The sequence below is a fragment of the Hymenobacter persicinus genome (genome assembly GCF_004167665.1).
Taxonomy (GTDB): Bacteria; Bacteroidota; Bacteroidia; order Cytophagales; family Hymenobacteraceae; genus Hymenobacter; species Hymenobacter persicinus.
The window spans coordinates 60,638-85,455 of sequence record NZ_SEWE01000020.1 but is presented as its reverse complement, the minus strand read 5'-3'; the positions used below and the strand labels follow the sequence as shown (position 1 = coordinate 85,455).

The following is a 24,818-nucleotide window of genomic DNA, read 5'->3' as shown; positions in this document are numbered from 1 at the left end:
AGCAAAACTGCTGCCTGAGCTCAGAAACCCACTTTGACGATGGCGAAGCGCGGGGCGCTAGTCTGGTAGGGGTAGAGCACGTAGGCGTCGGCGGGGCTGCGGCGGGTGATGGTGGTCGGGCTGACGGCGCCCGTGGCAAAGCGCCCCGAAACGGTAGTCGTGGCCCAGGCGTCGGTGCTGCCCAGGCGGTACACGGTGCCCTGGCTGCCCGCCACCAGCAGCAGGGTCTGGCGGTCGACGAGCAGCAGGCCGTCGGCGCCGGTCAGGTTTTGGCCGCCGGTGGCCACGGTGGTAAGGCCGGTTGGGTTGCTCAGGGGCACTTTGTAGAGCGTGCCGTCACTGGATTTGGCCACGAGCAGGTAGCCATCGGGGTGGTACACGATGCCATTCAAACCAAAGGCCGTGGCCGGGTTGGCCGCCAGCCGGGAGTCTTCCAAAAAGACCGTGGCGGTGCCCTGCAAGTCAACTTTGTAGATGATGGGCGAGAGGCTGTCGGTGATGTAGGCGTTGCCGTCCTTATCGATGGCAATGTCGTTGGCAAAGTGTGCCAGCGCGGGCCGCAAGCCGCCCAGGTCCACGAACCGGCTCAGGCTGCCGTTGTCGGCGTTGAAGATGGCCAGGGCCGCCAGCTTGCGCTGGGTAGCGGGCTTGGTGCGGCGGGTGTTGGTGCCATTGTCCGAAACGGCGGCCAGCAGGCGCCGGCGGTCCGCATCAAGGTGCAGGCCGATGGTGGAAACCAGCAGCGAATCATCGGCAAACTGCGTGTAGGTGCTGTCGTCCTTCACCGTACCAATGCGGCCCCGGGTACGGGAGCTGACCAAGAAGTATTTCTTGGCCTCATCGTACTGGATGCCTTCCGGCGACAGAGTGGCCGCTTTCGGAACCGTGATTTTGGCCGGCCCGGCCGGCTGGACTGGTTCGTCGTTTTCATCATCGGAACAGGCCGGCAGCAGGGTAGTCAGGCCCGCCGCCAGCGCGGCCAGGCGGAGAAATTGGGAAAACGGGGCGGGCCGGCGGGCGGTGGTGGAGGCGGCGTGCAGCATACGAGTAGGGCTGAAGTCAATAGTTGAGCTTCTGAGGAATACGCGCTGCATCCCGGACCGATTGAATGAAATTACGGCTATTGCTGGCCTGACCCTGGTGCCGGGCCGGGGCTTGATTTGTCTGGTTTTACATAGTAAATTAACTATACTAAGTCTGACCGCTATGAAAGCCTCGCTACCCGTTCTGCTGCTGGCCTTGGGCATTTGCCTTACTGCCCCGGCTTCCGCCCAGCTCGCCGGGGCGCCGGTCCCGGTCCGGGTGTTCAGCCACGCCGACACTGTGCGGGCCCTGCACCAGCTGTTTCGGCGGGGGCGGAGCTGGGGAATCGGCATTACCGGGCTGGCGCCGGTGGCGGCGGGCGTGGCGGCTTACTCTTACCCGCGCATGGACCTGGGCTTCGATGTGTGGGGCAGCGGCCGGACTTCCTCCAACGGCTACGCCACGGCGTGGCTGCTGGGTGCTCCCGCCGCCCTGACGCTGTCGGTGGTGGGACCCATTTCCTGGGCCGGCAATTCGAAGCGGGCGGAACAGGACGCGCTGGTAGCCTTCGAGCGGCACCAGCCCGTGTCGCGGCGGTTGCAGCGCCGCCTGCACAACCAACTCAGCCAAGCCTTCTACAAACCGCGGGTAGCGGCTCCCTGAACCGCTACAGTTGGTAACGCAACCTACTTTGCGAAAGCGCAAAAAAGCCCTGCTAGCATTATGCCAGCAGGGCTTTCTTATACAAACCAATCTACTTACCCGACGGCGGGCATCTCCACGTTGTTGAAGCGAATCTGGTGCCCGTCTTCGAGCACGGCTTCCACCACCGCGTCCTTGCTCACGCGGCCCGAGAGAATGTCTTTGCTCAGCTCGTTGAGCACTAGGCGCTGCAAGACGCGCTTCAGGGGCCGGGCGCCAAACTGCGGGTCGAAGCCCTGCTCGCCGAGGAAGTCGAGCACCTCGTCGGTGGCTTCCAGGCGGATGCCGGCCTCTTCCAGGCGCTGCTGAATCTGCCGGAACTGGATGTCGACGATTTTGCGGATTTCCTTGCGCTTGAGGGGCTGGAACATCACGATTTCGTCGATGCGGTTCAGGAACTCGGGACGCATGTGCTGCTTGAGCCGCTCCACCACGTCCTCCCGGGTCCGGTCCACGACTTCCTCGTGGTTGTATTCATTGAGCTCCTTGAAGTTCTTCTGAATGATGTCCGCGCCCGTGTTGGAGGTCATGATGATGATGGTGTTCTTGAAGTTGGCCACCCGCCCCTTGTTGTCGGTGAGGCGGCCGTCGTCGAGCACTTGGAGCAGGATGTTGAACACGTCGGGGTGGGCCTTCTCGATTTCGTCGAGCAGAATCACCGAGTAGGGCTTGCGGCGCACGGCCTCGGTGAGCTGCCCGCCCTCGTCGTAGCCCACGTAGCCGGGAGGCGCCCCGATCAGGCGCGACACGGCGTGGCGCTCCTGGTACTCGCTCATGTCGATGCGGACCATGCTGTTCTCGTCGTTGAACAGGTACTCGGCCAGGGCCTTAGCCAGCTCGGTCTTGCCCACGCCGGTGGTGCCCAGGAAGATAAACGAGCCGATGGGGCGCTTGGGGTCCTGCAGGCCGGCCCGGGAGCGGCGCACGGCATCCGAAATGGCAGCAATGGCCTCGCTCTGCCCGGCCACGCGCTTGCCCAGCTCGGCTTCGAGGTTGAGCAGCTTCTCGCGGTCCGACTGCAGCATCTTGCTCACCGGAATGCCCGTCCACTTGGCTACTACCTCGGCAATGCTTTCACTGGTCACGACTTCCTGGAGCATGGTGCCGCCGGCTTCGTTGGCGTTGGCCTCGTCCTGGAGCTGCTTGAGCCGGGCTTCGGCCTCCTGAATCTTGCCGTAGCGCAACTCAGCCACCCGGCCGTAGTCGCCCTGGCGCTCGGCCTGCTCGGCTTCGAGCTTGAACCGCTCGATGGCCTCCTTCTGCTCCTGGATGCCGGTGAGCACCGATTTCTCGTTTTCCCACTGGGCCTTGAGCGTGTCGCGTTTGGCGGTCAGCTCGGCCAGGTCCTTGTTGAGCACGGTTTCGCGGTCCTTGTTTTCCTCGCGCCGGATGGCTTCGCGCTCAATCTCGAGCTGCATGATGCGGCGCTGCACCTCGTCGAGCTCCACGGGCATGGAGTTTAGCTCGATGCGGAGCTTGGCCGCGGCCTCGTCCATGAGGTCGATGGCCTTGTCGGGCAAAAACCGGTCGGTGATGTAGCGGCTGGATAGCTCCACGGCGGCAATAACGGCGTCGTCGGTGATGCGCACGCCGTGGTGGAGCTCGTACTTTTCCTTGATGCCGCGCATGATGCTGATGGCGTCCTCAATCGAGGGCTCATCGACCATCACGGCCTGGAAGCGGCGCTCCAGGGCCTTGTCCTTCTCGATGTACTTCTGGTACTCCTTGAGGGTGGTGGCCCCGATGGAGTGCAGCTCGCCCCGGGCCAAAGCGGGCTTGAGCAGGTTGGCCGCGTCCATGGCGCCCTCGCCGCCGCCGGCCCCAATGAGCGTGTGCATCTCGTCGATGAACAGGATAATCTGCCCATCGGAGTCGGTTACTTCCTTGATGACGGACTTGAGGCGCTCCTCAAACTCGCCCTTGTACTTGGCCCCGGCAATGAGCAGGCCCATGTCCAGGCTCATGATGATTTTGTCCTTGAGGTTTTCGGGCACGTCGCCGGCCACGATGCGCTGGGCGAGGCCCTCCACGATGGCGGTTTTGCCCACGCCGGGCTCGCCGAGCAGGACGGGGTTGTTCTTGGTGCGCCGGCTCAGAATCTGGAGCACCCGGCGGATTTCCTCGTCGCGGCCGATGACGGGGTCCATCTTGCCGGTGCGGACCTGCTCGTTGAGGTTGCGGGAGTAGCGGTTCAGGCTCTGGTACTGGTCCTCGGCGGTCTGGGAAGTCACCTTGCGGCCTCCGCGTAGCTCTTTGATGGCGGCTTTGAGGTCTTTCTCGTTGAAGCCGGTGTCTTTGAGCAGGGTGCCCACGGCATCTTTGCCGCCGAGCAGCCCGAGCAGCAGGTGCTCCACGGACACGTACTCGTCCTCAAACTCCTTAAGGTAGGTATTGGCCCGCTGCAAGGCCGCGTTGGCCTCGTTCGACAGGTAAGGGGAGCCCCCGCTTACTTTCGGGTACCCGGCCACAATGGCATCGAGGCGGGGCGTGAGGATGTTCAGGTTCACGCCCAGCTTGTTGGCCAGAAACGACAGCACGTTCTCGTCGCTCTGGAAGAGGCCCTTGAGCAGGTGGCCCGTTTCGATGGCCTGTTGCTGATTGCCGCCGGCAATTTCAGTGGCCTTCTGCACGGCCTCCTGGGCCTTGATGGTGAAGTTGTTGAAGTTCATAGTCTGCTAAGTCTGGAGTGGGTGCTTCGGGTTAGGAAGGTCTACGCAGAGACTAGCAAACGGGGTGCAAGAGGGGTTTTACTGACGTTTTGGCTGGTTTTTATCGTTTTTTCTAGCGTCGATTGTGTTATTTTGTCTGATGTAAAGGTGGTAAATGGGGTAGGGCAGGTTAAGCCATTCGTATAATTTAGCACAACGTGCTAACAAAGAACTCACGGGCAATAACGTAGTTTCGGCCAATCAGCAGAAGTTTGTACAGAGGCTCTTCAGGAGGATTAGACCATCGGTGCTGTGGCGGGAGGCTATATGTATCTACACCATAACGTGTACATATAGCTGCTACAGACTTAGCAACAGGTACTGGCACACTGTCAAGAATAATCCCGCCAGTACGAGTGAGGCTAGGGATTATATTGTGGGCCACTAGTCGTTGCCACCACATCGTCCAGGAGCCGCTAACAAATTCAGTCCAGCCTCCTGCCTGCTTTTGCACCTCTTGGCGGATAGCATTTAAAAGGAGAGGTGCGTCAAGTAGTGCATAAGGAGTTGCGCGAGCTATAAGGCTGGTTAATGGGCCATTTACTCCTTTGAGTAAAGGGTGACTTTGGTGAAACGATATTGGACCGTGAGTGCCACGCTGCAACCGGAAACTTAGCTTACCGCGAAAATCAATGCGGTGTACCTCGGTGTCAGTTACTAATTCAAGAAAGGTGCTCTGCGTATAGCGAATCAGCCCCAAAGGATAAAGCTGAGCAAACTGCGTCATCATGCTACAAGCTACGTTTGATGAAGCAGTTGGCAAAGGTGTAAGTAGGCTTAATACGTGTTGGAATGCCCAATAGGAGTTTTAAGCGGGACATTGATTTATCATGCTTACAGTGGTGAAGCAATCCAAGCATACGAAAACGTGAATTACACAGCAGTCTGCCAAGTCATAGTCGTCGCCGATAGAGTCTATTTGGGCATAGAATGTCATGGTCTGTGAGCATTCCTCACATTTTGGATACTCAACTCCAAAAGCAGAATCAGGCTTACCACCTAGTTTATGGCGAGTTCCTGCCACTTCGTTCCACTGATATCCTACTGCTGCTTTAGCTTCCTCGGTTTCCGGCTTGGGTACGAGCTTTATTTCTGGTATTTGTTTCATAAATCAGATAGTCTGAAATGGAGCGAAGCGCGAGAGGTCCTTCGTTGCGCTTCGCTCCACTCAGGATGACAGGTAGTTATTGAGGTTTCGGGGTTTCGCTGATTCCGCTGCCCTTATGCCCGCCGGGCCGGTCTACTACGATGCGGGCGGCGAGGACTTTTTGGTAGAAGTCGGGGGAGGCGCGGGCGTACTTGCGCAGGCTGCGGTCGAGGCGGTCCTGGAGGAGGGTGGCGAGCTGGTTGAACTGCTCCCGGATGGCAATGCGGGCGGCTTTGCCCTCGGTGATTTGCTGGCGCGGGTCGTTTTTGGTGCCGGTGAAGGAGGCCAGGGCGTCGCGCAGCTCCTGGAGGCGCTTAGGGGTGACGCCGTAATCGAGCAGGGCGGCTTGGTGGGTTTCGGCCGCGTCGAGGATGTGCTGGGCGAGGTCGGTGAGGGCCGTGGGGCGCAGCTTGAAGAGGCTGGAGTAGTTGTAGTCGGCGCTGGTTTGCAGGCTGCGGTCCTGCTTATCGGTGGCGTAGGAGTACAGGTCGCCGGCCACTTCGGCGGCCGCAGTGCAGAGCAGCTCCCGGCGCTGGCCCTTGGTTTTGGTGGCGCCGGGGCTGGCGGCGCGCACGCCCTGCTGGCGCAGGGGCCGCAGCTCGTCGAGCCGGGCGTCTAGCTCCTGGCGGATCTGGCCGAGGGCTTTGTCCTGGGCGTAGGCGGTGGGGTCGAGGGCCAGGGCGGCCGCGACGTTCTCAGCCGCGGTAAGGCGGTTGTCTTGTTTGGTGGTAAGCATAATAGAAGGGGGTAAGAATGAGAAATCAAGCGTAGCAATAGGTTAGATAAGGGCAGTACTCGGCTATAAGGATAAGGGAATTTTAGTGGATATTATCTGCCCGCGGCGGAAAAGAGTGTGACCGGGCCGCGAACCGTCGGAACCAGGGCGCGAACCCCCGGAACTTGGCCGCGAACCATCGGGGCCGGGCCGCGAACGACTGCGGCGAGGCCGCGAACCCTCGGGGCGGCACCGCGAACGACCGGGACCGGGCCGCGAGCCGTCGGGGCTCGGCCGCGAACGACTGCGGCCGGGCCCCGAATGGTTGGGACCAGGCCGCGAATCGTTGAGACTTCGGGTCGGGTTTTTGGTGACCGCCGGTCGGGATTTAAACGGGAGTTGGACGGGTTTTGGGCCGGGCGGCGGCGGCTTAGGTAACTTTACGCCTGCGGGCCTTGTTTTCAGCGTATCGGCTGCTTTCCGGGTGTCACGTGGTACCTTTGGCTGAAATTTTTGTGTCCTTCTTTCTGCCAGCAGCACGTTGAGGGCGAATAGTCACTCCCGGATTCTCCCGTTACTGCCTTTTGATTATGGCTTCTGATTCTCCTATGCAGCGCGAAATTACCGAGTTCACCAGCCTACTCCAGCAGGACGGTATCGACGCGGGGCTGGAATACCTAAACAGCCGGACGCCCCACCAGTACACCGGAATCTTCAAGTTTGATGGGAGTACGCTGCGCAATCTGGCCTTGTTTGACCGGCGCCAACCGGCCATAAAACAGGGCGGAGATACCCCGATGGCCGCGACGTTCTGTTCCCTGGTCGGCCGGCAGCAAACCCCGCTTGAAATCAGCGACGCCCGGGTGGATGCGCACGTGAAAGGCCTGGTAGATACGCCCGTAATTTCCTACTGCGGGGTGCTGATCCGGGATGCGCAGGGTCAGGCATTCGGGACGCTGTGCCACTACGATATGCAGCGCTGCGAGGAGCGTACGGCGGATTTGCCCCTGCTGGAGGCCGCTGCCAATCTGCTCTATGCCCATTTGCCTATGGCCGGGGCCTAGTTCCCGGCAGGGCGTGACAGAAGCGCTGGTAATAAGGCTCGGCGTCATGCGTTCCGGGCCTAGCCGCAGAAACGATTAAAAAGCCGCCGCCGCCGCGGGGGCTTTTTTTAGTGGAGCCTTTGGTCTGGCAGCGGACGGCGCGAACAGCTGCTCGGCTGGGCTCAGGCTTGCTTAAGGCAGTTGTTGCCGCCACTACGGGCTACCGGCCGGGCGGGTACGCAGCGGGTAAAAGGGCTAGAGTAGTGACTGACCCAGCGCGGAGCCGGCCGCGGCAGCCCGGCGGAACAGCCAGCCCGCGGCCACCCAGAGCCCGGCAAACAGGCCGTTGGCGACCAGCACGTTCAGCAAATGCACCTGGGGCTCGGCGGCCGCGCCCGTGGGCGGCCAGACGAACAGGGCCACCACCGTGACCAGCGCGTAGGTGAGGGCGGCGGCAAACATGGCGTGGGCCATGCCCCGGGGCCGGAAGCGCGCCGCCAGCGCCCCAACGACGGCCACGGCCAGCACCGCCAGATACAGCCCATTAGCCGGGTTGTCCTCGCTGCCCACGAGTCCCACGGCCAGGTTGGCCCAGACCAGCAGCAGGCCGGCCCCTGCGGCCAGGGCCGCGCCCAGGCGGTAGGTCAACGAATTGCCCTGGCGCCAGACAAAGGCTGCGACGAGGCCCGCGCCGAAGAGCAGCAGCCCGGCCGCGGCAAAGTCGCCGGGGCTCCAGTGCATGCCGGGCACAAACTGCTGGGCCAGCAGCGGAATGAGCAACAGCAGCCCCGTAGCCAGGGCAACGCGCAGAATGCTTTGGGGGAAGGTCATGGCGGGTAAGAAGTGAAGTGGGAAGATAGGCGCCGGGCCCCGCAAGCGTCGCCGCCGGGGAGGGTAGCCGGGAACTACACAAAGGATATAAAAGAACTTTGTAATTCAAAGTGTATGCTGGTTATTTTGTTTAAGACGTGGAAGGTAGGGGCTGGGAAGCGGGTTGGCAGTGCTGAACGGCGTAAGGCAACGGCCGAACACTCAGCTGGGCGTTATCGATGAACGCCCAGCTGAGTGTTCGGCGCCTTGGGCAGAAACCGAGGCATCGGGCGTGGCGCCGTTGCGGAGCTGCCCTTGTTTGGGTCTGTCATCCTGAGCAGCGCGAAGAACCTTATGGGATAGGAACGACAGCCGTAACAACGACTTGTTTTGGCGTGGCAAGGTCCTTCGCGCTGCTCAGGATGACAGGCGGATTAAATAACGGGCGGAGTAGTGGAAGGGAGGGCTACGGCAGACGCAGTAGGGAAGGCCGGCTGCCGACGGCTGGGGCAGTAGCCGGTCACTGATACAGCTGCCTTACTCAGGCCAGCGTGACCTTGCCCACCCGGTCAGTCATCATCTCGGTAAACCAGATGTTGCCCGCCGCGTCGGTTTTGATGCGGTGCAGCATGCCCCGGGCGCTGGGCACCTTGTGGGTGGTCATGGGTACGCCAAACAGGTTGGGGTCGGTGCTGGTGCGGATGGCCTTGTCGATGCAGAGCAGGTAGTCGGGGCCGGCGGGGCCGGGCAGGGTGGTGTCGATATACACCTGCACCCAGAGGTTCAGGTCCCGGTCGAAGGTGAGGGAGCCCAGGATGTGGTTGGGCTGGAGCAGGGACAGGGTGAACTCCTGAATGCGGCCTTCCAGGTTGATGCGCCCGATTTTACGCCCGGCCTCCTCCGAAAACCACAGGTAGGGCAGCTGCGGGTCGGGGATGATGCCGACGGGGCGGCTGTTGGGCGTGGGCGTCGGGAACTCCTGGACCCGGTCGGGCCGGTTGGGGTTGACGCGCAGAATGGCGCTGCCCAGCAGCTCGGTGCCCCAGATGTTGCCGTCGGGACCGGGGGTGAGGAAGATGGGCAGGGCGGCCAGGGTGTTGAGCTGGAAATGCATGGGTTGCTGGCCGGGCTGGGCGCGGCCGACGGTGCTGGTGCGCTTGCCCGTAAACCAGATGCTGCCGTCGGGGCCCTGGCAGATACCGTGGGGGGCGGGGTTGAGGTAGGCGCCGGAGGCCCGGATGGTGGTGTCGATAAACTCGGTGGTGTCGCCGTTCTCGTCGAGGCGGACGATGGTGCCGGCAAATTCCAGCGACACCCAGAGCTGGTCTTCCTGGTCGATGAGCAGGCCGTGGGGGCCGCTGCCGGCGGGCATATTGAAGTGGGCCAGCAACTGTCCCGCGTGGTCGAACTTGGCTATCTGATCCATCAGCTGCCCGCTCACAAACACGAAATCCTTGCTGATGGCTACCTCGTGGGTGGAGCCGGTATGGGGCCCCTGCCAATAAGGGTCAAACTCGGTAATCAGTGGGGAGCTGGGCGACTCGGTGGAAACGGGCAGGTTGTCGGTGGCGGACATATCCATAAGCACAATAATAGAGGAGAGGCGCACCCCGGGGGTGGGAATGGCCGGTTAAGGATAAGGCAATTCGCTGGCATTCGCACAACCGCAGCGTCGAAACCGCCCGGGCCGGCGCGGGGGCGGCGGTAAAATTGTATCTTGGGGTATCCGACCTCTATCAGCCCCGCCTATGCCTATTCCGCTACTACGCACCTGTTTTTTGCTGTTGATCTGGCTGGGCCTGGGGCTTGGGTCGGCCGGGGCCAGCCACCTCGTGGGCGGGGAGTTGAACTACGTCTACCTCGACGCCAACGGCCCGGCCGGCAAGCCCTACCGCTACCAGATTACGGCCCGCATCTACTTCAACAAGGAACCGGGCTCGTCGAATCCGAATGGTAGTATCTCCGTGCCCATCGAAGTCTTCAGCAAGGGTCCGGGGGGGCAGTCGTTGGAGCAACTGATCGTGCCCCGGCGCAGCTTCTCCGAAATCACGCCGCCCCTGCTGCCGGGCTGCAGCCTGCAGGCCCCGCGCGTGACGCTGGCCCTCTACATCGTGACAGTGGCCCTGCCCGCCGTAACCGAGGGCTACCTCGTGACGCTGGCCGCCAACTACCGCAACGCGGGCATCACCAACATCGTCTTGTCGGGCGGCACCAGCATGGCGCTGTCGGTGGATATGACCCCGCCGATGCTGCTGAATTCCTCGCCGGTGTTTTCTACCAACGCCCTGGCCGTTATATGCCGCGGCGACACCACCGCCGTTATCAACAATGCCTATGACGCCGACGGGGACCGGCTTAGCTACAGCCTGGGCGCTCCCAATCAGGCCGTACTGCCCGTGGTGCCCGTCGATTACACGGCCGGCTATAGTCCGACCCAGCCCTTCGGCGCCACGGGCTACGCCGCCGTGGATGCCCGCAGCGGGGTGGCCCGCTACCTGGGCCGGCAGGAAGGCACGTTTCTGCTGGCCGTCGACGTGCGCGAGTACCGGGTGATAAACGGGCGGGAAGTGCTGCTAGGCACCATGCGCCGCGACATTCAGGTGGTGGTGCGCACCTGCTCGGGCGGGCCCAACCAGCCCCCGGCCTTCACGGCGGCCACCCTGGCCCGGCGCGACTTCGTGGTGGAGGACGGTCAGAGCCTGGACTTCGCCATTGCCGCCACCGACCCCGACCCCCAGCAGCTGACCCTGAGCGTGAGCAGCGTGCTGCTCGACGGGGGCGGCCCTATCGACGCCACCTTCAGCGGGCAGACCGGCAACGGCACCGGTGGGGCGCCCGGCACGGTGAGCCTGACGGGCGTGAGCGGGGCGACGGGCACGTTTCACCTCACCGCCGGCTGTGGCCTGGCCCGCCCCGCCGCCTACGACGTGGTAGTAACGGCCGTGGACGCGGCCTGCAACAGTAAGTCGGTGGCTACGGCCTTTCGAATTACGGTCACGCGCCCGGCTCCGCCCACGGGAGTGCGCGGCGACTCGGTGCTCTGCGCCCAGAGCGTGGGCACCTACACTGCCCTGGGACCAGTGTTTCCGCAGTACCGCTGGACGGCCCGGGGCGGCCGGGTGGTGGGCTCCATAACGGGCCGCACGGTGCAGGTGGAGTGGCTGACCGGGGGCGCTGGGGCCGTTACCGTGCGCGGGCTGCCGCCCTCGGGCTGCCCTACCGACTCGGCCACGCGCCCGGTGCAGGTGAAGCTGGGACCCCAGATTACGGGTGCGGCGGTGTATTGCCTGGCCGCCCACCAGGGCCTGACGTACACCATCGACGGTCCGCCGGGCGCCTACCAGTGGACCATTACCGGCGGCACGCTGGTGAGCGGACAGGGTACCAACACGGTGCGCGTGGACGTGGTGCGGGGCGGCACGGCGGTGCTGCAGGCGGCCAGCCCGAGCCTTACCAACTGCGTGACCCTGCTGCGCATCAGCCCCGACGATGCCTGCCTGGCGTTTTTCAACGTGATTACGCCCAACGGCGACGGCCTCAACGACACGTTCGTCATTGAAAACCTGGCCCGCTACCCCAATACCGAGCTGACCATCTTCAACCGCTGGGGCCGGCAGCTCTATTACTCCCCCGACTACCACAACGACTACGCCGGCGCCACCGCGGGCACTTACTACTACCTCTGCCGGCTCGCCGACGGCACCCGCTACCGGGGCTGGTTTGAGGTGGTGCGCTAAGATCCGGTGGCGGCGCATCCACCTGGGCACTACCCGGGCAAAAGCAACCTAATGCCGGAGCTCTTTTTCGAGCGGGTGCAGCTGGGTGTTCATCAGCGTGGCCAGCACCGAGTCGGGCAGGAGCAGGCTGGAGAAGAAGTTGACCTTGGCGCTAAGCGTGGGCAGGGAGCGGGCGGCCCCGTTCATCAGCGCGTCGTAGCCTTCCTGGGCCACGAGGCGGGCATCGGCGGGACGGGCGGCGGCGCGGGTGTTTTCGGCGTGGGCCACCTGGAAGAAATTGGTGTCGGTGGGCGGCGGGCACAGAATCGTCATCGTGACGGCCGACTTCTGCTGGCGCAGCTCGTGCTGCACGGCCTCGGCGAAGCTAAGCACGAAGGCCTTGGTGGCGGCGTACACGGCCTGACAGGGGCTGGGGGCAAAAGAAGCCACCGAGCCGACCTGCAGAATCCGGCCCTCGTTGCGATCCACCATGTCGCGCAGGTACAGCTTGGTCAGGTGCACCAGCGAGGCCGCATTCACCTGAATCATGCCCAGCTCGGTGCGAATGTCGGTGTCGGTGAAGTAGCCGGTTTCGCCGAAGCCGGCGTCGTTGACGAGGGCATCAATCTGCAGGCCCCGGCGGCTGGTTTCGGCGTAGATGTGCTCCGCCGACTCGGGCCGGCTCAGGTCGTGGGGCAGCAGCATAATCTCGACGCCCCCGAATTCCTGGTGGAGCAAACGGGCGGCTTCCTGGAGCTCGGTCAGGTGGCGGGCCACGAGCACCACGCGGTAGTCGTCGCGGGCAAAGCAGCGGGCCAGCTCGAAGCCGATGCCGCTGGATGCCCCGGTTATTAAGGCAGTTTGGTCGTTCATGAGTGCAACAGGTTAAGGTGAGAAGGTCAAGTATTCGGTGTTTAGTATATAGACGTATTTCGGTGGTAAACAGTGGCTTGGAACGTGGATTTTATTCTGCGGGCTCCGGTTTTTGGGGTTGTCCAAACGAATAAAGCTCACCTCCGGGCGCGGAAGTGGGCTGGTAGAAGAGTCAGTCAGGACGAAGTGGAGCTGGTCGGTTAGCGCAGGGTTTGCAAAGCCTGGGCCAGCACCGCGTCCTGGAGCTGGATAACCTGCTCCCGCGACTGCGGCACCCGCACGCGGACGGGCACGCCGACGCCTTCCAGCAGGGTCGTGTCGGGGGCATAGAAGCGCTGGTGCGATAGGGTGAACTGCATTTTGCGCCCCAGCCGGCCCTGGTACATGTCCGAGAGCATGCCGGCGGTGTTGTCGCCGATGGTCGTCACGCGGGGCTGCCGGTGCAGGGCCAGCACAAATTCCTCGGCCGAGCTGGCCGTGCCGTCGTTGGTGAGCAGCGCCACGGGCTTGTCGTAGCGCAGCTCGGGGGCGGGCGTCAGGTAGTAGGGCTGCAGGGCCGTAAACTGCTCATAGCCGCCGGGCTGGCGTTCCGCCACGAAGTGAGTGAGCTGGCGGGCCGGGCAAAAGCGGCGGGCCATTTCCAGCCCGCTGTGGCCCCCGCCGTTGCCGCGCACGTCCACAATCAGGGCCCGACAGTCGCGCAGCTCGCCCAGGGCCTGGTCGAACAAGGCCAGCAGCTGGCGCTGGTCGGCTTTTTCCTGGCGCGTGGTGCCCATCACGCCCGCCATTTCGGCAAAGCAGCGGCTCAGCCGCAGGTAGCCCACGTTCTGGCTGGATTTGCTCACGTACAAAAGCTGAAACTTGCCCACCGTAGGCCCCACGCCCCGTAGCGGGGCGAAGCCGGCCTGCTGCAAGGCCTGAGCGGCCGCGGCCCAGTAAGCTTCCTGCATGGACTGGAACTGGTCTTTGTAGGCGCGTCGGCGGTTGGTGCCCTTGTAGAGCACCCGGTCGTTGTCGGAAATGGTAATGTGCCCGTCCTGGAGCGGCTGCACCATTTTGATGAGCGTTTCCCGCAGCTCCGAAGCCGTGGTGCGGGCCGTGATGGTGGGGCGGTAGGTGGCGTAAGTCTGGTCCCAGTCGACCTGGTGCAGGCGGAAAAAGGCGTAGTGGTCGTGGTAGGTGCGCCAGAAGGTTTCGAAGTCGCGCTCCGGCGTGCTAAGGTGGGGTTTGCTGCCGGTGGCGAGGCCCGCCAAAACGAGTAGGGCGACGAAAATCCGGATTCTCATAAGTGCGGCGGGCGGGTTGGTTGGCGCCTCAAGATTAAGCAGAAATCTGCCGTCCCGCCCGCGCCCATTCCAAAACCGGCCCGGGCGGGGAAGCGGGCCGGGATTAAACTACGCCGCTGCGGGCATCGACTGACGCAGCCACGCGTAGAGCCGGTCCACGTCGGCTTTCTTAAACAGCTCCGTGCCCGGATTCATGGTGGCCGCGGAGCCGCAGGCCACGCCCAGGCGCACCGCTTCGCGGACCGACCGGCCCGTGGCCAAGCCATACACGAGGCCCGCCACCATACTGTCGCCGGCGCCCACGGTGCTGCGGCGCTTCACGGCCGGGGCCGGCACGTGGTCTACCACGTCCTTGGTCACCATGCAGGCTCCCTGGGGACCGAGCGAAACAACCACGATTTCGGCTTTGCCTTCCTGCACCAGCCGCCGGGCGGCGGCGGCCACGGCCTCGTCGTCGAGCTCATCTACGCCGGCCATTTTGCTGAGTTCCCCCACGTTAGGCTTGATCAGGTAGACACCTTCCTGGAGCACCTGCTGCAACGCCGGCCCGGAGGTATCGAGCACCACCTTCACGCCCCGGGCCTTGGCCGCGCGCACAATCCGGACGACAAACTCGGGCTCGACGCCCGGGGGCAGGCTGCCGCTGATAACGAGGTAGTCGGGCAACGTGGGCAAGGCCTGGAGCACGTCGAGCACCTGCTGCTGCTCCGGGGCGGAGAGGGGCGTGCCGGGCATGCCGAAGCGGTACTGCCGGCCGGTGGAAGCGTCCACCACGATAAAATTTTCGCGGGTGCGGGCCTCGGTTGCCACGGCCTGCTGGCGGATCTGCTCATTAGTTAGCAGCTCGCGCAGGAGCGTGCCGGTCGGGCCGCCCACCGGAAATACGGCCAGGGAGTCGGCGCCCAGGCGCTTGAGGGCCCTGGATACGTTGATGCCGCCCCCGCCGGGTTCAAACCGGGGCACGGCGCACCGCAGCTTCTGGTCGGGCACAATCTGGTCGGCCGTGGTGCTTTTGTCGACCGTCGGGCTGAGGGTCAGCGTGACAATGTTATTCATAAGCAGAAATACAGGAAAGGGCCAGGGTGTGCCCGCGAAGTGGATTTACAGCCGCTCCAGCAGGGTGTAGAGCAGGTGGTAGATGTCGCGCAGATGGGCGGGTTCCACCAGGGCGGCCTCCTTGGTAAAGGTGAGGTAGACGTCGGCGCCGGGCTCGTGCGAAATCGGGGTCAGGTCGAGGCGCAGCTCCTGATAGCGCAGCAGCGTGGCGCGCACCGCGGGGTCGGTGAAGAGCAGGCTCTTGAGCTGGGGCTCGTCGTTGGTGGTAATGATAAAGGCCGCGTCCAGCTCCGGGTCACCCAGCTCCACGTCGGTCAGGCCCAGCAGCTTGCCCAGCTCGTGCACCCAATCCTGCTCGTGGAGGGCAAAGCGCAGGGGCGTGTGGCTGGGTATCCGGGCCGCGAAGGTGGTGGTTTCGTAGCCGCCCTCGAAGCCCCCACCCAGGTCCACATCTAGGGTAAGCTGCACTACGTGACGGCCCTGGCGCAGCTCAGCGGTGTAGTCGAACAGGTCGGGCTGCTGGCTGAGGTCGGCGGCCACCTGCTGCCAGAGGGCATCTTCGGTGTCGGCGGAAAAAATACGGGGAGAGTCCATCAGGTTCGGGAAAAGAAGCGGGAGTGCGTAGTTGCTTACTGCATTGGCCCCGCGCGGGTTTCTGCCCCCGCTGCTCCGGCGGCCATGCTCCCCGCCGCGGATTTCTGCGTAAACGGGCGGGTTAACCCGTTATTCCAGGCTATGCCCACTTACCACATCGGCTGTTCCGGCTTTCACTACCGCGACTGGAAAGGCGTGTTTTACCCGCCCGAGGTGCCCCCGCGCAAGTGGTTTGCCTACTACTGCACCCAGTTTGCTACGCTGGAGCTCAACGTGACCTTCTACAAGATGCCGGAGCTGGCGGCGCTGGAAAACTGGCACGCCCAGAGTCCGGCCGGCTTTCAGTTTGCCGTCAAGGCCCCGCGGCTGGTGACGCACTACAAAAAGTTTGGCCCCGAAGCCGCGCCCGTGCTGGCCGACTTCTACGGCACCGTGCGCGAGGGGCTGCGCGACAAGCTCGGGCCGGTGCTGTTTCAGTTGCCGCCCAAAGCCGCCTATTCCGAGGAGCTGTTGGGCCGAATACTGGAGCAGCTGGACCCCAAGTTTCACAACGTGGTGGAGTTTCGGCACCCGAGCTGGTGGGACGGGGCCATCTTCCGGGAGCTGGCCCGGCATGATGTCACGTTTGTGGGGCAGAGCCACCCGCTACCGCTGCCCGACGAGGCCGTGGTCAACACGCCGCTGGCGTACTACCGGTTTCACGGGGTGCCGGAGCTCTATAAGACGCCCTACACGGCGGAGTTTATGACCCGCGTGGCGGCCGAAATTACGGCCGCGCCGGGCGTGCGGGACGTGTATCTGTACTTCAACAATGGCATGGGCGGGGCCGGGGTGCTCAATGCCCAGGAGCTGCAAACCCTGCTGAACTGCCCGCCCTACGGTGGCGCCCAAACGCCAAAGCAGCCGTAAAACCCTCCGTTTCCGCCCTGCGTTAGGTTTTGATATGAGCCGAGCATTTACCAAGGAAGAGGATTCGCTGGAAGCGCCCATCATTCCGCCGCGGGCCGCGCTGCCCACCGGAACGCCCAACTACGTTACCCCCGCAGGCCTGGAGCAGCTCCGTGCCGAGTTGGCGGCTCTGGAGGCGGAGCGGACCACCGCCGAGGCCAACCGTGAAAACGAAGCCGACCGCACCCGGCAACTCACGGTGCTCAACGGCCGCCTTGGCGCCCTCAACGAGCGAATTGCCAGTGCCCGCCTCGTCGACCCCCGCGCCCAGCCCGCGCAGGAAGTGCGGTTTGGGGCTACCGTGAGGTTGCGCAGCCTGGCGGCGGGACCCGAACGGCACTTTACCATTGTGGGCGTTGACGAGGCGTCGGTAGCCGCGGGCAAAGTCGCTTTCGTGGCTCCCATTGCCCGGGCCGTCCTCGGGGCCCGACTGGGGCAGCGCGTTACGCTCCGGCTAGGCCCGAAAGAAGAGGAAGTAGAGGTTGTCGGTATCATCTACGCGTGAGCTGAACGGACCCGGCGGCAAGCAAAAAAGGCCCCTGCGCAGCTACGCGCAGGGGCCTTTTGCAGTCCGGGATACGGCCCGTTTACTTTTTCGAGTACTGGTCGTAGCGGACTGGGTTCTTCTTCTTGTCTTTTTTGCGGCCGAGCAGGCCCCCGGCGGCGGCTCCGGCCACCCCACCGATTACGGCTCCCTTGGTGCCACCTACCACGGCTCCGCCGACGACGCCGGCCCCGCCACCGATGGCGGCACCCTTGGCCTTGCCGCTCCAGCCTTTCTTGGGCGTGGTCTGGGCCTGGGCAGTTTGGGGAGCAGCTACGCCGGTGAGCATCACAACGGCGGAAAGCATGGCTATATATCCTTTGAACGAGTTCATGACGTTGAAATTGAGGTGAGAAATGGAGGTTCTGGGATTTCAACGCAAGTCGCACGGTTCAGGTTGTAATCCGCTGCTGCTGTTCTCAATCGGGCAATAAAAAACCCCGAACCAAGCTGGTTCGGGGTTTCCCAAGGTGCTTTCAGCGGTGCCGTTAGTTGGTGCTGCTCCGCTCGGTGCCTGCCGGTGCAGCAGTGCCCACGGCCGGTGGGTTCTTGACGTACTTATCCAGCCATGCATTCATCTCCGCCAGCATGTGCATGATGGATTCGCGGGCGGCGTAGCTGTGGGCCTCGAAGGGCAGTACCACGTAGCGGACCGTGGCGCCGTGGCCTTTCAGGGCGCTGTAAAACCGCTCACTCTGCAGCGGAAACGTGCCCGAGTTGTTGTCGGCCTCGCCGTGAATCAGCAGAATCGGCGTTTTGATCTGGTCGGCAAAGGCGAAGGGTGACATTTTGTTGTAGACCTCCGGGGCTTCCCAGTAAGTGCGCTCCTCAGCCTGGAAACCGAAGGGCGTCAGGGTGCGGTTGTAGGCCCCGCTGCGGGCAATACCGGCCCGAAATAGATTGGAGTGGGCCAGCAGGTTGGCCGTCATAAACGCCCCGTACGAGTGCCCCATGACGGCCACGCGCTTCGGGTCGACGACGCCCAGACGGGTGCCTTCCTCAATGGCGGCCTTGGCGCTGGCCACGAGCTGTTCGGTGTAGGTGTCGTTGGGCTCCTGGGCGCCTTCGCCCACAATCGGAATTGACGTGCCCTGCATGACGGCGTAGCCCTGGGTAACCCAGAAAATGGGGGAGCCCCAGCCCACCCGCGTGAAGGTGTAGGGCGAGCCTTTCACCTGCCCGGCGTTGACTTTGTCCTTAAACTCAACCGGGTAGGCTTCCAGCAACGTGGGGAGCGGGCCGTTTTCCTTTTTGTAGGTAGGCGGCAAATACAGATTGGCCGTCAGCTCCACGCCGTCGGCGCGCTTGTACTTGAGCACCTGCTTGGTCAGGTTGCCAATCTGGGCATAAGGGTTCGGAAACTTGGTCAGGGCCGTGAGCTTCTGCTTGCGCACCTCACGCAGGTAGTAGTTCGGATTTTCCTGCTGCGACTCGCGCCGGGTCAGTAGCTCCCGCTTGGCGATGTCGAGGATGGTCACCGGCACCTCGTAGTACGGGGCCGCCGACTGCCACCACCGCTCGGTTTTCTTGGATTTCAAATCCAGCTCGTCCACGAAAGGCTGCTCCCCCTGGGCCGAGGCGCCGGCCCCGATGAAGTAGAGCTTTTCACTTTTGGCGTCGGTGGCCAGCACGTAGCGGCCAGCGGCATTGCGCACCTCAAACGGCTGTCCGGGGTCGGAATACGTGTCCTGGGACGAGCGGTTGAACAGCACCACGGGCGCGCTTTTCGTGGTGGGGTTCAGCAGCCAGGTCATTTCCTTGCGGTCCGACCAGCGGTAGCCGTCGACCAGGGCCAGGGTGCCGGTGCCCCAGCTGATGCTGCGGAAGCGCAGGGGCAGGGAAGCCAGTTCCTGGGGCTCGGTTTCAAACGGGGCAGCCAGCGTGAAGACCTTTTCCCGCACGGGCGCGGCTTTCTTGGGGTCGCCGCCGTCCTGGGCTTCCACCCAGTACACGGTAGCGGGCACGTCGTCGCGCCAGCCGTGCTCCCGGGCGCCGGTGGGCACCGCGTCGAAGCTCGTGGGCAGGTTGTCGGCCAGGGGCAGGTCGGCCAGGTTTTTCACCAGCAGGCCCTCAATGCTCACAATTTTCACCTGCTGGGGAAAGCTGCTCACCGGCAGGGTGTAGGAGTAGGGCCGCTGCCGGGTCTTGACCAGCACAAACTGCCCGTTCGGCGAAGGCGAGGCGCTCTGAATGATGCCTGGCTCACCCACGGGCTGCATCCGGCCCAGCAGGTCCACTCTCACCAGCTGGGCGGCGGCGTAGTAGTCGAACAGCTTTTCATCGCCGGGATTCTTGAGCATGTCCTGGTAGGTGCGGGCAGCGGCTTTGCGGCCGGCGTTTTCCTGCACAATCGGGCCCAACGGCACCGGGCTGAGAACCGGGGCTTCCCCGCGTCCCCCGATGATGGCGCGGGCCAGCAGGGTGTGGCTGTCGGCGAGCCACTGGTAAGACGTGCCAAATACGCCGTTCAGAAACAGGTTGGGCATCAAGCGGGCCGAGGCCGAGGCCACGTCCACAATCCAGAGCTCAATGTGGTTGTCGGTGGTGTGGGTGAAGGCCACCTTGGTATTGTCAGGCGACCAGCTCACTTCGCTGATGCGGGCTTTGGCGGGCAGGCCCTGCACGAGCAGCTCCTTGCCGTCGGGCAGGTGGCGCAGGCGCAGGCCAGTGTAGTACGTGACGCGGCTGGGCCCGTTGGTGCGCGGATTCAGGCGCAGGCCAGCCAGGCGCAGCTCGGGCTGGGCCAGCTCGGCGATGCCGGGCATGTCCTGCACGTTGAGCAGCAGCATCCACTGCCCGTTGGAAGCCACGCTGACCCGGGGCAGCAGGGGCGCGTCCACCATGTCGGCAATAGCCTTGGGCGGCAGCTGGTAGGCGGCATCCTGAGCGTGGGCCGCCAGCTGGCAGAAAGTGAGAAGGGTAAGCAGGTAAAGTTTTTTCATACTCAGAGTAACGCCTGGAGAAGCCATCGGGGGAATTGTTTGCCTAAGATAAGACAGCCGTCAGCAGGAAACGGACAATTAATTTCCGCTCCGGCTGCAGGTCGCCGGTTCATTCAGCTCTTACAAGTTAAAATTCACCCTAAAAATTCCGGCTCCGGCTACCCGCGCCCGGGGCCGTAGCCGCTGAGCCGCATAACCAAAGCAGTAGAGCCGGGGCACAAAAAAAGCGGCCAGCTGGGAAGCTGGCCGCTTTCTGCGTTACTGACCCGAAGGTCTTGGGATTACTTCCGGCGGACCGGAGCCTTCTTGGCGGGAGCCTTTTTCACCGGAGCTTTCTTCACCGGAGCAGCTTTCACTGGGGCGGCTGGAATTTCCGGGGCAGGACCATACTTGGTCTCGGCAGGGTTCGGGTCACCGGGCAGGTACACGTCGAACTCTACGCGGCGGTTGATGGCGCGGCCAGCTTCGGTGGCGTTGTCAGCAATCGGCTTGGTTTCGCCGTAGCCATGCGACACAATCCGGTCGGCAGGGATGCCTTTGCTGAGCATGTAGGTGCGGGCCGAGGCGGCGCGGGCATCCGACAGACGCAGGTTATAGGCATCATCCCCTTTGTTGTCGGCGTGGGCCGAGATGCCGAGGAAGTAGTCAGGGTAGTCGTTCAGGATTTGTACCAGGCCATTCAGGGTCGGGAACGAAATCGGCTTCAGCGTAGCCTTGTCGAATTCGAACTGGATGTACTTGGTAGCTTCCTGGAGCTTTTTCTTCTCCTCTACTTTCATCTCAGGGCAGCCTTTGTTCGTGGCTGGGCCTGGGCGGTTCGGGCAGCGGTCCTGGTAATCCGGAACACCGTCGCCGTCACGGTCGAGTGGGCAGCCATTAGCATCTACTGCTACACCGGCGGGGGTGCCGGGGCACTTGTCGTTAGCATCCGTTACGCCGTCGTTGTCGGCATCAGGGCAGCCTTTGAGCTCAGCTTTGCCGGGGGTGTCAGGGCAGGCGTCGTCACCGTCGCGCACACCGTCGCCGTCCCGGTCGGGGCAGCCTTCCAGCGCCGCCAGACCTTTTTCGGTCGGGCACTTATCCTGGTAATCCGGAACGCCGTCGCCGTCCCCGTCGAGGGGGCAACCAGTGGCATCCACGGCTACGCCGGTTGGGGTGCCGGGGCACTTGTCTTTTTTGTCGCTTACGCCGTCACCGTCGGTATCGATAGTCTTACCCAGATTGAAGGTCAGACCTGCCGAGTGTTGCAGGTAGCGGTCGTTGATGTTGCCTTTCAGGGCCACACCGTCGATCTGGTCGGTGGTGGCGTAGTGCTGGCTGGTTTCGATAAAGGCCGAAACGCCGGGCGAGAACTGGAACGTGATACCAGCGGCCCCTTTCAGGTCCCAGGCATAAATGTCGCTGAGCGCGTTGACTTGGCCGTTGAGCGCAAACCGGTCGGAGCTAGCAAAGAATACACCGGGGGCAATGCTCAGGTAAGGCGCAATGAAGGCGTCCTCCTTGAAGGCCCAGCCGTTGTTGAGCTTCAGCTTCAGCGGCACGCCGATGTTCACGACGTTGGCGCGGAAGCTGCGGAAAGCATACTGGGCATTCTTCGGCGGGTCGGCGTTGAACGCCATTTCGCCGTAGTTCAGGTCGAGACCCAGATCGAGGCCCGGCGTGAGGTAGCGGCTGATTTTGAGGCCGGCGCCAAACTCAATCTTGTCGTTCTTGAACCATTCGGAGCCCAGGTCGCCGTGGTACTGCCAGGTGGTGCCGTAGAGGCTGATGCCCGTTTTTCGTTCGGAGCTTTGGGCTTGCCCCGCGTGGGGAAGAGCAGCCACCAACGCCAGCCCCAGCCCGAGGGCCTTGGTAGCGGAAGTAAGGGGTAGTTTCATATGGAACGGGGGTTGAGAGTCAGACTCAATCAGTATTGAATCGAGCCTATATACCGGACCCCGAACTATAAGGTTGTTGCTGGTTCAACTGTCGCCGGTCCGTGGCCGCGGCCCAGCCCGCTCAGGCTGACGGAAGAGCTTGACCGACGGCCAGAATCCGGATTTCGGCAAAACCAGGTCCCGTTGTTATCGTAAGGTGGTTATTTGCCGTAGGTATGTAATTGATATACAGAAAATTGTATTTTATGCAGGATCCTTCTGCTGCTCCCCGGACGTCGGCCCCCGCCCCGCGGCGCGAAAAAAAAATTAGGCCGGCGAGAAAAAACTGCCGGGCCCAAAAAAAATCGAGCTGCCGCGCAAAAACCGCCGTGCGCTGTTTCAGGTGGCCTTCTTTTTCGGCTGCTGTTCAGCTTGCGGCGCCGCGGGCGGAAACCCAAAAAGCCTCTCCGCGGGGAGAGGCTTTCGGGCAGCTGAACCAAGCCGGGGCCTAGTGATTGATGGGCACTTCGATGAGCAGAAACCGGCTTTCCTGGGAGCATTCCACCGTTACCAGGTCGGTTTCCCAGAGCCCGATACTGTCGCGCTTTTCCAGGGCCTGCCCATTGACGACCACGCGGCCTTCCATCACAAATACGAACACGCACTTGTTGAGCGGATTCAGGGCGTAGGTTGCCGTTTGGCCGGCCTCGAAGTAGCCCAGGCTGAGGCGGGCATTCTGGTTGATCCAGCAGTGCGCCGTGCCCTCCTCGTTGCTGACGATGGTAGTGAGCTGGTTTTTGCGCTTTTCAGCCGGGAAGCTGCGTTTCTGGTAGCGCGGGGTCACGTTTTGCAGCTTGGGCTCAATCCAGATCTGCAGAAAGTTTACCTCGTCGTTGCCAATGTTGTGCTCTTCGTGGCGCAGGCCACTGCCGGCACTCATAATCTGCACCGAATCGGTTGTGACTTCCTCGCGGTAGCCCATCGAGTCGATGTGGTTCATGCGTCCGGCCAGCATCACCGAAATGATTTCCATGTTGGCGTGCGCGTGCAGGCCGAAGCCGCCGCCGGCCTGCACAAAGTCGTCGTTGAACACGCGCAGCAAACCGAAGCCGGCGCGCTCGGGGTTCTGGTAGGAGCTGAAGCTGAGCGAAAAGTTGCTCTGCAGCCAGCCAATGTCCTTGAGGCCCCGCTCGGCGGCCCGGGTGATGCGGTGGTTCATTTTAGTTGTTGATTAATAGTTGGCAGTTGTCAGTCTTGCCCTGATTACCAGTTGAACGCTAACAACTGACAACCAATGACTAGTCAGGAAGCTGGTTCTGGAAGGCAATTTCGGCCACGGACTTGCGCTGGCGGGGGGCATTTTCCCGGCTCAGGAAAGGCTCGGCCAACTGCTCGGCCGGGCCCTGGTAGCCCAGCGCAATCATGACGACGGGCTGTAGACCTTCGGGCAGATGAAAGGTTTCCTTGGCCTTGGCCCGGTCGAAGCCGCCGATAAAGTGGCCGTGCAGGCCCAGGGCCGTGGCTTCCAGAATCAGGTTGCCGTTGGCCAGGCCCAAATCGTGCAGGGCCGCGCCGTTGGGCGTGCCGTCGTCGTTCTGGGTTTTGGCCAGGGCCAGCACCAGCACGGCAGCTTTCGGGGCCCAGGGCTGATTGCCGGGCACAAGGCAGTCGGCCAGTTTCTCAAACGCCTCGGTGTCGGCGCGGTGGGCGTAGATATAGCGCCAGGGCTGCAGGTTCATGGCGCTGGCGGCCCAGGAGGCGGCTTCAAACAGCTGGCCCACTTGTTCGGGCGAAACCGGCTGGTCGGTGAAGGAGCGCGGGCTCCAGCGGTTGCGAATCAACTCGTGGACGGGGTAAGTGGTGGCGGCAGTTTTCATGGTTGGGGTAAGGGTAGGAAGTTAACTGTTGCGGCGGGGCCGGCAAAGGCCGACAAGCAAACCACCCGCAAGCAGCAAGCAACGTTGGTTTAAAAATTCATGGGTACGTCCATCAGCAGCACCTGGGCGTTGCTGTCGGCGGTGAGCGTGAAGCCCTCGGTTTCCCAGAGGCCGAACCCGTCGCGGCGGTGCAGGGCCTGGCCGTTTACGGTCACGTCGCCTTCCAGCACGAACACGTACACCCCGTTGCCGGGCTTTTTGATGGCGTACTCGGCCCGGGCCCCCGGCTCAAAGTCGCCGAGGCTAAACCAGGCGTCCTGGTGAATCCAGACCCCGGCATCGTCGGGCGAGGGCGAAATCACCTGCTGGAACTGGTTGTGGCGGTCTTCGGTCCGGAACGTCTGCTGGTCGTAGCGGGGTTTTACGCCGCGCTTGTTCGGAAATACCCAGATCTGCAAAAACTTCACTTCCTGGGTCTGGCTGTGGTTTTTCTCGCTGTGGGTGATGCCCGTGCCGGCACTCATCACCTGCACGTCGCCGCGGCGAATAATGGCCTGGGTGCCGGTGTTGTCCTTGTGCTCCAGGTCGCCGGCCAGCGGGATGCTGATGATTTCCATGTTGTCGTGGGGGTGGGCGCCGAAGCCCATGCCGGCCGCCACGGTATCGTCGTTGAGCACGCGCAGGGCGCCGAAGTGCACCCGCTCGGGATTATTATAGCCGGCGAAGCTGAAGGTGTGGTAGGAGTTGAGCCAACCGTGGCTGGCGTGGCCGCGGGAGCCGGCCGGATGCAGAATCGTTTTCATGTCGGAGGAGGAAAGGCAAGCGGCCAAGTGCCGGGTGCGGTTGTGATATATGTACCTACATGAATTGAGCCAAACTCGTTGCGGACCTGCTTCTGTCAGCCTGGCAATGCCAAACTGGCCGAAGCGGAAGCAACGTCGGGCAAAAAAGCTTGTCAGTTGACGATTCCGATGCCGC

Annotated in this window: 20 protein-coding genes; 5 read left to right on the top strand and 15 right to left on the bottom strand. The window is 63.0% G+C overall.

What is annotated here, in order from left to right:
* Window positions 1-20 precede the first annotated feature (20 nt).
* On the bottom strand, window positions 21-1,043 hold the full coding sequence (locus tag EWM57_RS11310) for an SMP-30/gluconolactonase/LRE family protein (protein WP_165370492.1): 1,023 nt from the start codon (window positions 1,041-1,043) through the stop codon (window positions 21-23).
* A gap of 163 nt (window positions 1,044-1,206) precedes the next feature.
* On the opposite strand from EWM57_RS11310, the gene EWM57_RS21160 reads away from it, so the two are divergent.
* Window positions 1,207-1,686 carry a hypothetical protein gene (locus EWM57_RS21160; protein ID WP_165370491.1) on the top strand — a complete coding sequence of 160 codons (480 nt, stop codon included), beginning with the start codon at window positions 1,207-1,209 and terminating at the stop codon, window positions 1,684-1,686.
* A 95-nt stretch (window positions 1,687-1,781) separates the two neighbouring features.
* Here the strand turns inward: EWM57_RS21160 and clpB are convergent, their stop codons facing one another.
* Window positions 1,782-4,394: an ATP-dependent chaperone ClpB gene (clpB, locus tag EWM57_RS11300; protein ID WP_129921252.1), complete on the bottom strand. Its 2,613-nt coding sequence runs from the start codon at window positions 4,392-4,394 to the stop codon at window positions 1,782-1,784.
* Window positions 4,395-5,617: 1,223 nt separating this feature from the next.
* On the bottom strand, window positions 5,618-6,316 hold the full coding sequence (locus EWM57_RS11290) for a hypothetical protein (protein ID WP_129921250.1): 699 nt from the start codon (window positions 6,314-6,316) through the stop codon (window positions 5,618-5,620).
* A 569-nt stretch (window positions 6,317-6,885) separates the two neighbouring features.
* Between EWM57_RS11290 and EWM57_RS11285 the strand changes: the two genes are divergently transcribed.
* The gene (locus EWM57_RS11285; RefSeq protein ID WP_129921249.1) at window positions 6,886-7,359 is read left to right on the top strand and encodes a hypothetical protein; all 474 of its coding nucleotides are present in this window, start codon (window positions 6,886-6,888) and stop codon (window positions 7,357-7,359) included.
* Between the two features lie 234 nt (window positions 7,360-7,593).
* Here EWM57_RS11285 and EWM57_RS11280 read toward each other — a convergent pair whose 3' ends face one another.
* Together EWM57_RS11280 and EWM57_RS11275 are read right to left on the bottom strand one after the other, a co-directional pair.
* Window positions 7,594-8,169 carry a hypothetical protein gene (locus EWM57_RS11280; RefSeq protein WP_129921248.1) on the bottom strand — a complete coding sequence of 192 codons (576 nt, stop codon included), beginning with the start codon at window positions 8,167-8,169 and terminating at the stop codon, window positions 7,594-7,596.
* A gap of 520 nt (window positions 8,170-8,689) precedes the next feature.
* Window positions 8,690-9,724: a Vgb family protein gene (locus EWM57_RS11275; protein WP_129921247.1), complete on the bottom strand. Its 1,035-nt coding sequence runs from the start codon at window positions 9,722-9,724 to the stop codon at window positions 8,690-8,692.
* Window positions 9,725-9,896: 172 nt separating this feature from the next.
* Here EWM57_RS11275 and EWM57_RS11270 point away from each other — a divergent pair, with 172 nt between their 5' ends.
* The gene (locus EWM57_RS11270) at window positions 9,897-11,885 is read left to right on the top strand and encodes a gliding motility-associated C-terminal domain-containing protein (RefSeq protein ID WP_129921246.1); all 1,989 of its coding nucleotides are present in this window, start codon (window positions 9,897-9,899) and stop codon (window positions 11,883-11,885) included.
* A 48-nt stretch (window positions 11,886-11,933) separates the two neighbouring features.
* Here the strand turns inward: EWM57_RS11270 and EWM57_RS11265 are convergent, their stop codons facing one another.
* From EWM57_RS11265 to EWM57_RS11250, 4 genes are all read right to left on the bottom strand, one after another.
* Window positions 11,934-12,737 carry an SDR family NAD(P)-dependent oxidoreductase gene (locus EWM57_RS11265; protein WP_129921245.1) on the bottom strand — a complete coding sequence of 268 codons (804 nt, stop codon included), beginning with the start codon at window positions 12,735-12,737 and terminating at the stop codon, window positions 11,934-11,936.
* A gap of 200 nt (window positions 12,738-12,937) precedes the next feature.
* Complete coding sequence (locus EWM57_RS11260) at window positions 12,938-14,023, bottom strand: S41 family peptidase (RefSeq protein ID WP_129921244.1); 1,086 nt, start codon at window positions 14,021-14,023, stop codon at window positions 12,938-12,940.
* Between the two features lie 108 nt (window positions 14,024-14,131).
* On the bottom strand, window positions 14,132-15,079 hold the full coding sequence (locus EWM57_RS11255; protein WP_129921243.1) for a 1-phosphofructokinase family hexose kinase: 948 nt from the start codon (window positions 15,077-15,079) through the stop codon (window positions 14,132-14,134).
* A gap of 45 nt (window positions 15,080-15,124) precedes the next feature.
* Complete coding sequence (locus EWM57_RS11250) at window positions 15,125-15,673, bottom strand: hypothetical protein (RefSeq protein ID WP_129921242.1); 549 nt, start codon at window positions 15,671-15,673, stop codon at window positions 15,125-15,127.
* Between the two features lie 141 nt (window positions 15,674-15,814).
* Between EWM57_RS11250 and EWM57_RS11245 the strand changes: the two genes are divergently transcribed.
* A complete protein-coding gene (locus EWM57_RS11245) occupies window positions 15,815-16,582 on the top strand; it encodes a DUF72 domain-containing protein (protein ID WP_129921241.1) in 768 nt (255 codons plus the stop codon).
* Between the two features lie 34 nt (window positions 16,583-16,616).
* Entirely contained in the window at window positions 16,617-17,126 is a 510-nt protein-coding gene (locus EWM57_RS11240) for a GreA/GreB family elongation factor (RefSeq protein WP_129921240.1), read from the top strand.
* An 82-nt stretch (window positions 17,127-17,208) separates the two neighbouring features.
* Here EWM57_RS11240 and EWM57_RS11235 read toward each other — a convergent pair whose 3' ends face one another.
* From EWM57_RS11235 to EWM57_RS11210, 6 genes are all read right to left on the bottom strand, one after another.
* Window positions 17,209-17,472, bottom strand: coding sequence for a glycine zipper domain-containing protein (locus tag EWM57_RS11235; RefSeq protein ID WP_207218302.1), 264 nt, complete (start codon window positions 17,470-17,472; stop codon window positions 17,209-17,211).
* A gap of 181 nt (window positions 17,473-17,653) precedes the next feature.
* Entirely contained in the window at window positions 17,654-20,107 is a 2,454-nt protein-coding gene (locus EWM57_RS11230; RefSeq protein ID WP_129921238.1) for a S9 family peptidase, read from the bottom strand.
* Window positions 20,108-20,388: 281 nt separating this feature from the next.
* Window positions 20,389-21,984 (bottom strand): OmpA family protein, encoded by a 1,596-nt coding sequence (locus EWM57_RS21835; RefSeq protein ID WP_129921237.1) that lies wholly within the window; start codon window positions 21,982-21,984, stop codon window positions 20,389-20,391.
* 487 nt (window positions 21,985-22,471) lie between these two features.
* Window positions 22,472-23,182, bottom strand: a complete 711-nt coding sequence (locus tag EWM57_RS11220) for a pirin family protein (protein ID WP_129921236.1) — start codon at window positions 23,180-23,182, stop codon at window positions 22,472-22,474.
* 79 nt (window positions 23,183-23,261) lie between these two features.
* On the bottom strand, window positions 23,262-23,840 hold the full coding sequence (locus EWM57_RS11215) for a nitroreductase family protein (protein WP_129921235.1): 579 nt from the start codon (window positions 23,838-23,840) through the stop codon (window positions 23,262-23,264).
* 89 nt (window positions 23,841-23,929) lie between these two features.
* Window positions 23,930-24,643: a pirin family protein gene (locus EWM57_RS11210; RefSeq protein WP_129921234.1), complete on the bottom strand. Its 714-nt coding sequence runs from the start codon at window positions 24,641-24,643 to the stop codon at window positions 23,930-23,932.
* Window positions 24,644-24,818 lie beyond the last annotated feature (175 nt).

Excerpts from the sequence above, each read along its gene's own strand:
- EWM57_RS11310 (WP_165370492.1), bottom strand. The coding sequence starts at position 1,043 with ATGCTGCACGCCGCCTCCACCACCGCCCGCCGGCCCGCCCCGTTTTCC.
- EWM57_RS21160 (WP_165370491.1), top strand. The coding sequence starts at position 1,207 with ATGAAAGCCTCGCTACCCGTTCTGCTGCTGGCCTTGGGCATTTGCCTT.
- clpB (WP_129921252.1), bottom strand. The coding sequence starts at position 4,394 with ATGAACTTCAACAACTTCACCATCAAGGCCCAGGAGGCCGTGCAGAAG.
- EWM57_RS11290 (WP_129921250.1), bottom strand. The coding sequence starts at position 6,316 with ATGCTTACCACCAAACAAGACAACCGCCTTACCGCGGCTGAGAACGTC.
- EWM57_RS11285 (WP_129921249.1), top strand. The coding sequence starts at position 6,886 with ATGGCTTCTGATTCTCCTATGCAGCGCGAAATTACCGAGTTCACCAGC.
- EWM57_RS11280 (WP_129921248.1), bottom strand. The coding sequence starts at position 8,169 with ATGACCTTCCCCCAAAGCATTCTGCGCGTTGCCCTGGCTACGGGGCTG.
- EWM57_RS11275 (WP_129921247.1), bottom strand. The coding sequence starts at position 9,724 with ATGTCCGCCACCGACAACCTGCCCGTTTCCACCGAGTCGCCCAGCTCC.
- EWM57_RS11270 (WP_129921246.1), top strand. The coding sequence starts at position 9,897 with ATGCCTATTCCGCTACTACGCACCTGTTTTTTGCTGTTGATCTGGCTG.
- EWM57_RS11265 (WP_129921245.1), bottom strand. The coding sequence starts at position 12,737 with ATGAACGACCAAACTGCCTTAATAACCGGGGCATCCAGCGGCATCGGC.
- EWM57_RS11260 (WP_129921244.1), bottom strand. The coding sequence starts at position 14,023 with ATGAGAATCCGGATTTTCGTCGCCCTACTCGTTTTGGCGGGCCTCGCC.
- EWM57_RS11255 (WP_129921243.1), bottom strand. The coding sequence starts at position 15,079 with ATGAATAACATTGTCACGCTGACCCTCAGCCCGACGGTCGACAAAAGC.
- EWM57_RS11250 (WP_129921242.1), bottom strand. The coding sequence starts at position 15,673 with ATGGACTCTCCCCGTATTTTTTCCGCCGACACCGAAGATGCCCTCTGG.
- EWM57_RS11245 (WP_129921241.1), top strand. The coding sequence starts at position 15,815 with ATGCCCACTTACCACATCGGCTGTTCCGGCTTTCACTACCGCGACTGG.
- EWM57_RS11240 (WP_129921240.1), top strand. The coding sequence starts at position 16,617 with ATGAGCCGAGCATTTACCAAGGAAGAGGATTCGCTGGAAGCGCCCATC.
- EWM57_RS11235 (WP_207218302.1), bottom strand. The coding sequence starts at position 17,472 with ATGCTTTCCGCCGTTGTGATGCTCACCGGCGTAGCTGCTCCCCAAACT.
- EWM57_RS11230 (WP_129921238.1), bottom strand. The coding sequence starts at position 20,107 with ATGAAAAAACTTTACCTGCTTACCCTTCTCACTTTCTGCCAGCTGGCG.
- EWM57_RS21835 (WP_129921237.1), bottom strand. The coding sequence starts at position 21,984 with ATGAAACTACCCCTTACTTCCGCTACCAAGGCCCTCGGGCTGGGGCTG.
- EWM57_RS11220 (WP_129921236.1), bottom strand. The coding sequence starts at position 23,182 with ATGAACCACCGCATCACCCGGGCCGCCGAGCGGGGCCTCAAGGACATT.
- EWM57_RS11215 (WP_129921235.1), bottom strand. The coding sequence starts at position 23,840 with ATGAAAACTGCCGCCACCACTTACCCCGTCCACGAGTTGATTCGCAAC.
- EWM57_RS11210 (WP_129921234.1), bottom strand. The coding sequence starts at position 24,643 with ATGAAAACGATTCTGCATCCGGCCGGCTCCCGCGGCCACGCCAGCCAC.